Here is a 12,145-nt window from a genome sequence, read left to right as displayed (position 1 = left end):
ACTGATATGACCGGAAGTGATCTTGTCCCGATGGACACCCAAACCGCCATTGCCAACCTCGCGCGCCGTCACAAGGCGGCGGGGGGTGTGGGGATGCAAGTCCTGAACATGGTTGGCGGACGTGCCGAAAACCTGTTGGAACGCCTGCCTGATCCCGTGAAACTGGGCTTGGAAGGCGCAACCGAACGGGCGCTGAAAGTGGCGCTGTACGCTGCGAAACATTCGCGCGGCGTGGTGCCGGACCAGAAAGGATGGCTGAACACCGCGCTGACCACAACCATGGGCGCGGTCGGAGGGGCGGGCGGTCTGCCCACTGCGCTGGCCGAGTTGCCCGTGACCACCACGGTGCTGTTGCGCGCGGTGCAGGGGATCGCCGCGGAACACGGGTTTGATCCGAATGATCCGGACGTTCTTGGCGATTGCCTGACGGTGTTTGCCAGCGCGGGTCCGCTGGCAGAGGATGACGGCGCGAACACGGCGTTTTTCAGCACGCGGGTGACCCTGACAGGGGCGGCGGTGCATGGGATCCTGAAATCGGTGGCCCCCCGGCTTGCCACCGTGTTAGGCCAGAAACTGGCGGCGCAGACCGTGCCGATCCTTGGGGCTGCGGCAGGGGCTGCAACGAATTATGCGTTTACCAGCTACTATCAGGAAATGGCGCATGTGCATTTCGGGCTGCGGCGTCTGGCCATCGATTCCGGCCAATCAGAGACATTGTTGGTGGAAGACCTCAAGCGCGCGATCAAAAACGTGTAGACCGCGTAAATCGTCCGATCTCTTCACCTCTTCTTAAGGTTAACCGGTCAATTTGTCGGTGTTTCGGATATCGCGCCGAAACGTGACCGGACGGGGGCAGGGCGGACCAATTATTGATCCGGCACGGAACGCCTTGTTCCCGTCTGTGCAACGCCAATGCGGGTCGGGCACCGGACAATCCGGACCGAATGTGGCCAGAACGGCCAGACGCCATGCCCGTAGCGAAATGACGGTCCTGACCAGCGCAAAACGTGGTGGTCAGGCCGTTTGCGCCAAAGCGGTTCCGGGGATCAGGTCAGACTGCGCAGGTATTCCATCACGGCCGGGCGCGCGCTTTGATCGCCTGCATCCCGGCTGGCATGGATGACGGCGCGCACATCGTCGAGATTGCAGCGGCGTAACAGGTGTTTGACCGGACCGATAGAGGCCGGGCGCATGGACAGCGCGTTGAGGCCGAGTGCGGTCATACACAAGGCTTCGACCGGACGTCCCGCATCTTCGCCACAGAACGACAAGGGCGTGTTGGTGGCGGCGCAGCGGGTGATGATGTCTTCGAGAAAAGTCAGGAAGCTGATGTTCAGCGTGTCATAGCGGCGGCGCACGCGTTCGTTTTCGCGGTCTGCGGCAAAGAAAAACTGCTTGAGATCGTTGCCGCCAATCGACAGGAAATCGACCTCTTCGTAGAACTTCTTGCAGGCAAAGGCGAGCGACGGGGTTTCCAGCATCGCGCCGATTTCCAAGGTTTCCGGGATCCGGTGGCCCAGTTTCAGTTCCCGGGCAATGGCCTTGTCGACCTCGGCGCGGGCCAGGCGGTATTCGTCGTATTGCGCGATGAAGGGGAACATCAGCGTCATCGGACGACCGTTCGCCGCGCGCAGGAGGGCCTGCAACTGCATCCGCATCACACCCGGTTTGTCCAGCCCGACGCGGATCGCGCGCCAGCCCAGGGCCGGGTTCGGTTCGTCCTGCGGTTTCATGTAGGGCAGAACCTTGTCCGACCCGATGTCGAGCGTGCGGAAGACCACGCGCTTGCCCTTGGCGGCGTCAAGGACGCGGGCATAGAGTTCGGCCAGTTCGGTGCGACGCGGCATCTGGTTGCGGACAAGGAACTGCAATTCCGTCCGGAACAGCCCGACACCTTCGGCCCCCGAGCTTTCCAGCGATGGCAAATCCGCCATCAACCCTGCGTTCATGTCCATCCGGATGGTTTTGCCACACAGGGTGGTGGCCGGTTTGTCGCGGATCGACGCATAGCGTTCCTGCGCCTTGGCCTGCATCGCCATCTTGTCGCGGAAGGCGGCGACGACGGTGTCATCCGGGCGAAGATGCACGATCCCCTGATCCCCATCGACCATGACGTGATCGCCATTCAGCGCTTCGTTCTGGATGCGCTTGGTGTTGATGACCAATGGAATGGCAAGCGCGCGGGCAATGATGGCGGCATGGCTGCCGACCGAGCCTTCCTCAAGAATGATCCCGCGCAGTTTACGACCGTATTCAAGCAGTTCGCCGGGGCCGATGTTCCGCGCGACGAGAATGGGGTTTTCGGGCAGTTCCGCGCCGGTTTGAACGCCTTGCCCGGTCAGAATGCGCAGCAGGCGGTTGGACAGGTCGTCCAGATCCTGCAGGCGTTCGCGCAGATAGGCATCATTGGCCTGGGACATGCGGGCGCGCACATCGGATTGTTCTTTTTCGACTGCGGCTTCGGCGCTCAGGCCGCGATCGATGTTTTCCTCCATGCGCCGGAGCCAGCCCTTGGAGTTGGCAAACATCCGGTAGGCTTCGAGCACCTGAACCTGTTCGGCATCTTCGACCGCGCCGGCCAGAAGCTGATCGACGCTGATGCGCAGGTTTTCGATGGCGTCCAGCAGCCGTTTGCGTTCGGTTTGCGGATCGTCCCCGACAAGGTTGGTCACGATGACGCGCGGTTCATGCAGCCAGACGTAGCCTTCGGCCGTGCCTTCCTGCGCGGTTGAGCCGCGCAACAGGACGGATTCGGTGTGACGGGCGCGCAGGGCGGCGCCTTCGCCAACGAACGCGCCAAGTTCCGTCATTTCGGCAAGGACCATCGCAACAACTTCAAGCGCGTAAACCTCGTCAGCGCTGAATTGGCGGGCCTCTTTCGATTGCATCACCAACACGCCAAGCTTTTCGCCAAGCCGCTGGATCGGCACGCCAAGGAAGCTGGAGTAAATCTCTTCGCCGGTTTCCGGCATATAGCGGAAACCGTGGGCAGACGGCGCATCGGCGGTGTTGACGATCCGCCCGGTGCGCGCGACCCGACCCACAAGGCCTTCGCCCAGCTTCATCCGGGTCTGGTGCACCGCTTCGGCGTTCAGACCCTGCGTGGCGCAAAGCTCAAGGGTTTCGTCGTCGCGGAACAGGTAGATCGAGCACACTTCGGTGCCCATCGAATCCGCGGTCAGATGAGTGATCTGGTCGAGCCGTTCCTGACCCGCGGCTTCGCTTGCCATCGTGTCGCGCAAGCGCCCCAGCAGCTTGCGGCTTTCACTTTCCGCGCGCTCAACCATAGTCTGCCCCTCAAGCACCGCCCCGGGTGACGGTGTCCGTCACGAGCTTAGGCGGCTTTTTCCAGTTCAAAGGCATCATGCAGCGCTTGCACCGCAAGTTCCATGTATTTCCGGTCGATCAGAACGGATATTTTTATCTCGGAGGTTGTGATGACCTTGATGTTGATCCCCTCACGCGAGAGTACCTCGAACATTTTGGCCGCGACGCCTGTGTGGCTTCGCATGCCGATGCCCACCACCGAGATCTTGGCGACGGCGGTGTCGGCAACGATGTCGTGGAAGTTGATGTCTCCGCGCTCTTTCGCGTCGATCATGGATTTCTCGGCGCGTTTCACCTGATCGGTCGGGCAGGAGAAGGTCATGTCGGTGCGGCCGTCTTCCGAGATGTTCTGCACGATCATGTCCACATTGACGCCCGCCTCGGAGAGCGGGGTGAAGATGGCGGCTGCGATGCCAGGGCGGTCGGCGACTGACACCAGCGTCATCTTTGCCTCATCGCGGGAATAGGCCACGCCTGCGACTACATTGCTTTCCATGATGTCCTCCTCGTCGCAGACCAATGTGCCTGCGTCGTCTGATTGTTCCTCGAAACTGCTGAGCACGCGCAGTTTCACCTTGTAGCGCATTGCGAGTTCGACCGAGCGGGTCTGCAGCACTTTTGCACCCAGCGACGCAAGTTCAAGCATTTCCTCGAACGCGATCTTGTCCAGCTTGCGGGCCTTGTCGCAGATGCGCGGATCGGTGGTGTAGACGCCGTCCACGTCGGTGTAGATGTCGCAGCGCTCCGCGTTGAAAGCGGCAGCAAAAGCGACGGCAGTGGTGTCGGACCCACCGCGCCCCAGCGTGGTGATGCGGCCATCCGGGCCAATGCCCTGAAAACCAGCGACAACAGCGACTTTCATGCCTTCGCTGAACTTCTGCAGGATGTTGGCTGGTGGGATATCTTCGATCCGCGCGGCGGCGTGGGCATCGGTGGTTTTCACCGGCACCTGCCAGCCCTGCCAGGAGCGTGCGGGCACGTCCATTTCCTGCAAGGTCAGCGCCATCAGGCCCGCGGTGACGTTTTCGCCCGAGGACACAACCGCGTCGTATTCGCGGGCGTCGAACAGTGGCGATGTTTCGTTGACATAGCCGACCAGTTTGTTCGTCTCACCCGACATGGCCGAGACGATGACGATGACGTCATAGCCCTTGGACACTTCAACGCCGACGCGTTTGGCCACGCGCTTGATCCGGTCAAGCGTCGCGACAGATGTTCCGCCGAATTTCATCACGAGAATGGGCATTGTGGCCTCCCCGGGGTCAAACTTGCCGGTCCTTTACGTGTGGGAGCGTGAGGGTGCAAGGGGCGTGTGCCGCGAAGCGGTTTCAGCGCGGGCGGTAGTCCACCGGCTGGAAGGTCTCGGCGTTCAGAAGGGTTTCCTTGCCGGGCACCACATCGGTGTTTTGCGCCGTGACCGCCACCCAGCCTGAAGGCGTGTGTTCAAGCACGAATACAAGGATCGTGCTGCGATCTTTTGCGGGCGACCCATCGGGAGCCGTTTGCCCGGCCAGATGAAAGCGGCAGTGAACAACCGCGTGCTCTGCACCCAGCATGCGGGTGGTGATGACGCCGGGGGTGAGTGTTGTTTGCGCGAAGAACGATTTCAGCGCGTAGTCATGGGCTTTGGCAATGGCATTGCGGTTGCGCCACCACAGACCGGTGACATTGACGAAATCGGCGTCGGCGGCAAACAGGGCGGCAATCGCCGCGCCGTTGCGGGTGTGCCACGCTTTTGCAAAGGCATGCGGGAAATCGGCAGGTGTTGCGACGGTCAAAACGGCATCGGGTCGCCGTTCCACATCTCGAAGCAACCGGTGGTTTTCAGGGACAGGTGATCGAACCGGTCCAGCAAGCCGGGCGCAGAGTCTTCAGTGCCGATGGCGGCGGCGCTTGAACCCATGTCGGTGCGCACCCAGCCGGGATGGTAGATGCCAACTGCGATGTTCTTGGGTTTCAGATCGACGGCAAGGTTGCGCCCCAGATTAAGCGCGGCGGCCTTGGAGGCGCGATAGATGTAGGCTTGTCCCCCGGCGCGTTCGCTGGATCCCATCTGGGACGAGATGATCGCGATCTTGGGGGTTTGCGACAGCGCCAGGTTGGGCAGGAACGCCATCGCCGTGAGGTAAACGCCGGTCACGTTGGTCGCAAAGGTGTCGGCCCACAGCTGCGTGTCGGTCAGCCCGGTCACTGGCAGGCCCTTTTCAAGATACACACCGGCGTTGCAGACCAGAAGGTCGATGGGCGTGTCCTTGAGCTGCGCGGCAAGGGCGCTGGCGCTCTTTGGATCGCGCACGTCCAGCGGCAGAAGCTTGGGATCGTTGCTTGCGCGCGTGGTGCCGTACACCGAATGCCCCCTCGCTTCGGCTTCGGAGACAAGGGCCGCGCCGATGCCGCGATTGGCACCGGTGATCAGGATGTTCATCAGTTGGACTTTCGTGTGGGCGTGAAAGGAAGCGGTGCGACGGGAACGCCGTCTTCGATCAGCTTTTTGGCCTCATCGCCGCGTGCTTCACCCCAGATCGGGCGTTCGGGCGCATCGCCGGAATGGATCGCGCGTGCCTCGGACGCGAAGTTCTTTCCGACGTAGTCCGAGTTCTTTTCGACGTGCTTTTTCAACTCTGCCAAGGCCTGTTCGGCGGGGCTGGCGGGTTCGGACAGTTTTGGTTTGGCCGGAACGGGCGCGTCGCTGTCCTTGGTGCTGACGCGGGGGGCCATCATGGCCTTGGCCACATCCGAAGATCCGCACACCGCGCAGGTGACCATGCCCGCAGACAACAATTTGTCGAATGCATCGCTGGACTGGAACCAGCTGTCGAACCGATGGTCTTTGTCGCATTTCAGTGTGAACTGGATCATATCCGTGTCTCTGTCGTAAGCCCGGCCTGATTATTTTCGTGACCTAACAAGGATAAGCTCCTTCGCGCGGACATCAAGCGCCAAGTCGGGAGCAAATGTCGCGCATCAGCGCATCCAGATTGGTGTCCTGATGCAGCGCGCGCCGTGCGGCTGCGGCGAATTCCTTTTGGCGCGCGGGGTTGGTCAGGTCTGTAACTGCAGTTGCGATCTCGACCGCATTGGCCGCCTCGATCGCGGCCTTTGCATCCCCCAGACGCTGGTAGGCGGCGCTGAAATTGCCGGTGTCCGACCCGTGGATGATCGCGGAGTCGAACGCAGCGGGTTCATAGGGCGTATGACCGCCGCGGTCGGTCAGTGATCCGGCCACGAAGGTGGTGCCGGCCAACTGATACCACAGCGGCATTTCTCCCAACGTGTCGACCAGGTAAACGTCGACACCGTCCGGCGTCTCGCCCCGGCTGCGGCGGGCAAAGGATAAACCGCGCGCTTGCAGGTTTGCGATGATCGCGTCGGCGCGTTTCGGATGGCGCGGGGCGAGGATCAGCTTGAGGTCGGGGATGTCGGCCTGTGCCCGTTTGTGGGCATCAAGAAGCAGCGCGTCCTCCCCGCCATGCGTGGAGGCAGCCAGCCACGTCGTTGTCCGGTCGAAGTGCTGCGCCAGCTCTGCCGGGACGGGCAGGGTGGGCGGGGTGTAGAGCGCCTTGAGGTCGAACACCGGGCCAACGGCGGTGTGTGGCAGTCCAATATCGCGGAAGCGGGCCAGTGACCGGCTGTCCTGTGCCGATAGATATGACACCCGGCTCAGAACGCGTTTGGCAAATCGCGGAAATCTGGCCCACCCCCGCGCCGTGCGCTCCGTCAGGCGGGCACCGATCAACAGGACCGGACCGGGGCAGTTGAGAAAGCGATGTGGCCAGATATCGGATTCGACCGTGATATAGCCGGTGACAGACCACTGCCGCATCATGCGCCGGGTGACGTGGGACAGGTCAAGCGGGGCAAGGCGGATGTCGGTGTTGGGCAGCGACCAGCCCTCTGCCATGTCGCGGGCGCTTTGCGTGTTGACGGTGATCAGCAGCCGCACCCCACGATCCAGCAGCGCCGACAGAACCGGCTTTACCGAGGTTAGTTCCCCGTTCGAGGCCGCGTGCATCCACACCCGCGCGCCGGGATCCGTTGGACCGGTTCGGGCCAGCCGATCCGATAGCGTGGCCCAGTCCCGCCGGAGGCAGAGTTTGACCACGATCCCGCATGCCAGCAGGCCAACAACAAGGCGGTAGAGCAGCATCAGACGCCTCGCATCACGCCGAGATCATGCCGCAGAGGACGCGGACAGCGTGTCGCGGATCCGCTGTTCCAGGATCCCGAGCAGCACCTCATTGTCGAAGCGGTCTTCGGCGGTTTGCCGCGCGCGTTGTGACATTGCGCCGGGATCCTTGACCGCGATGGCCTTGGCGATGGCATCTGAAAACCCGGTCTGGTCGTGTTCTTCGACCAGAAACCCGGTTTCGCCTTCGTTAATCGCTTCGGGGATACCGGCATGGCGCGTCGAAACGGTAATGCACCCACAGGCCATCGCTTCCTGTATGGCGGTGGGCAAGCCTTCGGTGTTGCCATCGCGCGCGGTGACGGAGTGTTGCAGGAAAAACTGTGTCCGCTTTAGCGTGTCCCGCACGGTATTGTGCGGTTGCGCGCCGTGAAAGCGCAGCTTGTCCTCGACCCCCAATTCCGTCGCAAGCGCGCGGGTGGCTTCAAGCAGCGGGCCGTCGCCGATGAAATCCAGACGCGCATCGGGGTAGGCGGTTGTGGCGTCGGCAAAGGCACGTAGCGTGATGTGCGGTGCTTTCTTTTCGACAAAGCGGCCGACGGCAAGAAAGCTGAGCGGGATCTTGGCCTCTGGTGCGAATTTGCGCACGTCGACGCCGGACGGGATGACGTTGCTGTTGGGGTGCGAAATGCCGTGCCGGTGCAGGTTGTCGAGCAGGAACCGCGAGACCGAAAACACCCCCGCCAGCCGCGGCATCATCTTGCGATAGGCCGCGCGCATGCGTTCGGTACGGATGGCCTTGGACGCATCGGTGCCCCGGAAATAGGTAAAGATCGGAATGCCAAGGCTGTTGGCCAGCGGTGCCAGTGCCAGCGCCTGTGTGCCAAACTCGGCCAGAATGACCTCGACCTGTTCGTCCCGAAGGAATTTCGTCAGCGCGTCCTTGGCCTCTCCGAAGGGCAGGCGAGATGTGCCGTGTTGCATGCGGTTGCGCAGCAGCCACCATGGGGCCACCAGCACATCGCGGCCTGATAACCGGTCGCGGCGCACGAAATAGGATTTGCCGTAGGGGTTGTCGCCGTGAAAGCGGCCACAGACGACAACCGTATTGCCACCGAACAGATGCTCGATGTGGCGGTTGATGAAAGTTTCACCGCCAAGATGGTATTCGCCGGTCGCAATCGCTGCGCGCATGAAAAAGGGTCCGATCAACAACACGCCGTAGGTAACAGCGCAGCGTGGTGCCAGCAAGGCCGCTGCTTGCGCGGGACGTTTGGTCAGGTGTGGTTCACCCGAAAGACAGCGCCGGTTTCTGAACGGCCACCACGGTGCCCATGACCGGTTTCTGCATCTCGTTCCGAAGACGCGCGCGGCGCAGCAGTTTGGGTTTGGGAAAGCCGACGCGGGACAGGGTTTCCAGCAAATAGGGTTCCGAATGCTTGTGCCGGCCCGATGGATAAAGCTTGAACCCGGTTCGGAACGCGGTGTCGCTTTCGTCTTCAACTGTGAACACCAGCCAGCCGCCCGGAGTCAGGATGTCGAAAAAATTCGTAAAAACCGTGTCGAGCGCGCCGAAATAGACGAGGACATCCGCGCAGACCACCATATCGTACCGGCCTTCGGGATAGGTTGCGCGGATCGACAGATCGGTCCGCGCAAGCAGGTCGTAGACCTTTCGGGCGCGCGATTTTTCAAGCATCGCAACCGAGATATCGACGCCCATCAGGTGTTTGGCATACCGGCGCAGAAATCCGGCGCACAGCCCGGTGCCGCATCCCGCATCCAGAATACGGCGTGTCTTTTTCTCGGGCAGTTTCAGTTCCTGAAGCGCGGCAAACACCATGGCCGGGCCATTGTTTTCCAGCACTTCGAGCTTTTCGTCATAGCTGTCGGCAAATCCATCAAAAATGCTGACCGCCATGCCATGCTGATCAAGCCCGGGCACACGGACACCATTGGCCGCGCGAAGATAGTCGATCTTGGCTTTTTCGGTCTTGTCCTTGCATTGCGTTTCGGCACGTTTCAGCAATTCCAGCGCGTAGTCCCGTTCGCCCAGATGGGAAAAGATCGTGGCCATGTGCAGAAGAACGTTGAATTTATCGCCATTGCGATTGCAGTAATCGGTCACCACTTGCTGCGCGTCGGTCAGCCGTTCCAGATTAATCAGCAGTGACACGTAGGTGTTCATCACCTCTTCAACATCCGGCGCACGGTCGTAGGCCAGTTTGCAAAGGGCCACCGCCTCGTCGAACGCTTCTAGCGCCACCAGGATTTCTGCGCCCGCGACAAAGGTGTTGGGCAGGTCCGGGTCGGTTTGCGCCTGAGTTTGCACGGCGTTGATCAGCGTGTTGCGCACGGTGTCAGCGGCGTCGGTCTGGCCAAGTTCGCGCAGCAATACAGACAGAACACAGGCTTCGCTGACGGACAGGTCCTGTTTGATGTATGTCTCGCAAATTTTGGCGGCTGCGGCTTTGTCGCCGTCTTTGAGCAGCGTGCGCGCCCGTTCCAGTTCCTGTTCCGCTGCGCTGGCTTCCGTGGCTTCAAGGGATGTCGTTTGCATTGAAATTGCGTGTCCAAAATAACCTGCCCCGATCATGCGGCGCGGATTTGAACAAATCCAGCATTTTACGCGGGGTGGCGCACTTGATGTCCCACGCGCGACTGATCCGGGTCGGGCCGGGCAGGATGGTACGACGATTTATGTGGAAATGGTGCTGCTGGAGAGAATTGAACTCTAGTTTCTATCTTTTAGTATGTTGTTATATATAGATAAAAACGTATTTATTGCAAGCGCTGTGTAGGAGTCTTGTGGTGACTAGCGCTGGCGCGATGCGCGTTTTGAGTTCTTCCTCGTGTTGTTCCTTGCGACCCCGGACTCTCACCGGGGTGCAAATATCAAAGGCGTTCTGGCGTCCGCTACCTATGCAAATTGCACTGTCAAGGTGTGCATAGCGGTGGCAAGATGAAGCCTCACCAATGCTGTTCTGCGATGCGTTTCTCGTCCTCGGCGGTCATGGGCCGCTCGAACTCGTCCGGTGTCATTTGCAGTTCAATTTCACCATCGCCATCCAAGTCAAATATATAATCGGCAACGGCTCTAAGTTGTCGTTGCCCCAGCGCTTGTGAGAGGGCATCTGCGATGATGCTATCGTCACTGGTGCGGTTTTCCCTGATCGCATTCTTTATCCCCGTCGCAATCGCATCGACGATGATCTGACGTTGTTCGTCGGTCGGTTCTTCCCAATCGTTCTTATCTGGAAATCTCCTGTCTGTTGACCAGTTGCCGCTTGGGGCCGCTTCAAGCTCGTCGAACTTCCGTAGTTGCGCCCGCATGTATGCGATGGTTCGTTCTGCAACCCCGGAAGCGCGGGAAAGCCGTGATTTAGAGATTTTCATTCGGTGTCGACGAACCAATAGCCAAGCGGCGTTTGCGCGCTCTTGGGCTGACAATGGCAGGACATCCTTTGAGTTCGCCGCTAGGGCAGTCAAAGCGGCGTCCATCGCGTCGCATTTGAGGATGAACGCGGGGATGCTTTCGGCGTTCACCGTTCCTTTTCCATGTTCCGCACGGTATGCGCCGAACCGGTAGTGACCGTCGATCAACACCAGACGTCCGGTTGGTTTTGCGTTGGCATCAACCTCTTGCCAAACCATGATCGGGTCCAGCTTTCCGGTGTTCCTCAGAGTCTTCCTGAGGGATGCCAGATGGGTTTCGCTGTCGCGTTCGGAGCGGAACCGGAAATTGTGATCGAGTTCGACTTGGCGATGGTCGATTGTTGTGAGGGTTTTTGACGATTGATTTGCCATGGTTCTGTTTCCGTTAGAGAAGCTGTTGGCCGTAGTCGCGACCGAATAACACTGATCACACCCTTAGGCTCGGACGCGCTCAGTTTTTGCTGTTATGTGCTATGGTGTGGGTGCATCAGATCGCCGTGAAAGGCCAGTCTGACCCTGCGTATATCGCTGTTTTCAAGCGGAATACTGCCCGCTTTTCATGCCGCCGCTGCTAGCCTGTCCAGCACGCGCTTGACCTGTGCGGGTTGCCATAGCCCGCCACGTGCGGTCGGCACACCGGATGAATTGAGCGCTTCGGCAATGTCCCTGAGGCTGGCCCCGCTGGCCCTCAAGGGCAGCACCGTTTTGGCAACCTTGTTGGCGCGTGCCGTGGCGTTGGCTTGGACCGCCTTGTTCCGTTTCATGGTGGCGTCCCGTAGACCGCCCAGCTTGCTGCCGTTCGCCTTCGCCTCTGCCAGTGCGGCTTTGGTTCTGGCGGATATGAACTCGCGTTCCTGTTCGGCAAGCGCGGCATAGACATGGAGTTGGAACTTGCACGCTTGCGGCATGGACGCTACCCGCAGTTTCACCTTCGGGTCATCCATGAGGGTCGCGATGAAGGACACCTTGCGGCTCAGGCGGTCGAGTTTGGACACCAGCAATTCCGCCCCGGTCTTGCGCACCAGTTCGAGCGCCAGCGCAAGTTCCGGCCTGTCGTCATTCTTGCCGCTGAGATGGTCCTCGAACTCGTCTATCACGACATAGTCGCCGCCCGAATAGCTTTCGAGAAACAGCCGAATGTCGCGGTCCTGTGCGGCTAGGCCGTGTCCTGACTTGCCTTGGTCGGCTGTGCTGACCCGCCGATAGATCACATACTGTTGCATCTGACTGCTCCCTCAACATCGTCTTTCAGGTAGA

12 protein-coding genes are annotated in these 12,145 nt (G+C 60.5%); 2 read left to right on the top strand and 10 right to left on the bottom strand.

Annotation, left to right across the window (positions count from 1 at the left end; all coding sequences use genetic code 11):
* Positions 1 to 6: 6 nt before the first annotated feature.
* The gene (locus MWU54_RS05170) at positions 7 to 756 is read left to right on the top strand and encodes an EcsC family protein (RefSeq protein WP_247081277.1); all 750 of its coding nucleotides are present in this window, start codon (positions 7 to 9) and stop codon (positions 754 to 756) included.
* Positions 757 to 1,046: 290 nt separating this feature from the next.
* On the opposite strand, the gene ptsP is transcribed toward MWU54_RS05170, so the two are convergent.
* From ptsP to MWU54_RS05130, 8 genes are all read right to left on the bottom strand, one after another.
* On the bottom strand, positions 1,047 to 3,287 hold the full coding sequence (gene ptsP / locus MWU54_RS05165; RefSeq protein ID WP_247081275.1) for a phosphoenolpyruvate--protein phosphotransferase: 2,241 nt from the start codon (positions 3,285 to 3,287) through the stop codon (positions 1,047 to 1,049).
* 47 nt (positions 3,288 to 3,334) lie between these two features.
* Positions 3,335 to 4,573 (bottom strand): aspartate kinase, encoded by a 1,239-nt coding sequence (locus tag MWU54_RS05160; RefSeq protein ID WP_247081273.1) that lies wholly within the window; start codon positions 4,571 to 4,573, stop codon positions 3,335 to 3,337.
* A gap of 82 nt (positions 4,574 to 4,655) precedes the next feature.
* Positions 4,656 to 5,129, bottom strand: coding sequence for an SgcJ/EcaC family oxidoreductase (locus MWU54_RS05155; RefSeq protein WP_247081271.1), 474 nt, complete (start codon positions 5,127 to 5,129; stop codon positions 4,656 to 4,658).
* Positions 5,102 to 5,752, bottom strand: coding sequence for an SDR family oxidoreductase (locus tag MWU54_RS05150; protein WP_247081270.1), 651 nt, complete (start codon positions 5,750 to 5,752; stop codon positions 5,102 to 5,104). The genes MWU54_RS05155 and MWU54_RS05150 overlap by 28 nt, the downstream gene beginning before the upstream one ends.
* Positions 5,752 to 6,186 carry a DUF1178 family protein gene (locus MWU54_RS05145; RefSeq protein WP_247081268.1) on the bottom strand — a complete coding sequence of 145 codons (435 nt, stop codon included), beginning with the start codon at positions 6,184 to 6,186 and terminating at the stop codon, positions 5,752 to 5,754. The genes MWU54_RS05150 and MWU54_RS05145 overlap by 1 nt, the downstream gene beginning before the upstream one ends.
* Before the next feature lie 73 nt (positions 6,187 to 6,259).
* The gene (locus MWU54_RS05140) at positions 6,260 to 7,474 is read right to left on the bottom strand and encodes a glycosyltransferase N-terminal domain-containing protein (RefSeq protein ID WP_247081266.1); all 1,215 of its coding nucleotides are present in this window, start codon (positions 7,472 to 7,474) and stop codon (positions 6,260 to 6,262) included.
* 24 nt (positions 7,475 to 7,498) lie between these two features.
* Positions 7,499 to 8,647, bottom strand: a complete 1,149-nt coding sequence (locus MWU54_RS05135) for a glycosyltransferase (protein ID WP_247081265.1) — start codon at positions 8,645 to 8,647, stop codon at positions 7,499 to 7,501.
* 94 nt (positions 8,648 to 8,741) lie between these two features.
* Positions 8,742 to 10,013: a methyltransferase domain-containing protein gene (locus MWU54_RS05130; RefSeq protein WP_247081263.1), complete on the bottom strand. Its 1,272-nt coding sequence runs from the start codon at positions 10,011 to 10,013 to the stop codon at positions 8,742 to 8,744.
* A 34-nt stretch (positions 10,014 to 10,047) separates the two neighbouring features.
* Between MWU54_RS05130 and MWU54_RS05125 the strand changes: the two genes are divergently transcribed.
* Complete coding sequence (locus MWU54_RS05125; protein WP_247081261.1) at positions 10,048 to 10,191, top strand: hypothetical protein; 144 nt, start codon at positions 10,048 to 10,050, stop codon at positions 10,189 to 10,191.
* 232 nt (positions 10,192 to 10,423) lie between these two features.
* Here MWU54_RS05125 and MWU54_RS05120 read toward each other — a convergent pair whose 3' ends face one another.
* Positions 10,424 to 11,260 (bottom strand): ParB N-terminal domain-containing protein, encoded by an 837-nt coding sequence (locus tag MWU54_RS05120; protein ID WP_247081259.1) that lies wholly within the window; start codon positions 11,258 to 11,260, stop codon positions 10,424 to 10,426.
* A gap of 185 nt (positions 11,261 to 11,445) precedes the next feature.
* Positions 11,446 to 12,111 (bottom strand): recombinase family protein, encoded by a 666-nt coding sequence (locus tag MWU54_RS05115; protein WP_247081257.1) that lies wholly within the window; start codon positions 12,109 to 12,111, stop codon positions 11,446 to 11,448.
* Positions 12,112 to 12,145 lie beyond the last annotated feature (34 nt).

Source organism: Marivita sp. S6314, assembly GCF_023015985.1.
In the GTDB taxonomy this organism is placed as follows: domain Bacteria; phylum Pseudomonadota; class Alphaproteobacteria; order Rhodobacterales; family Rhodobacteraceae; genus Marivita.
This window is presented reverse-complemented; position numbering and strand designations above follow the sequence as displayed.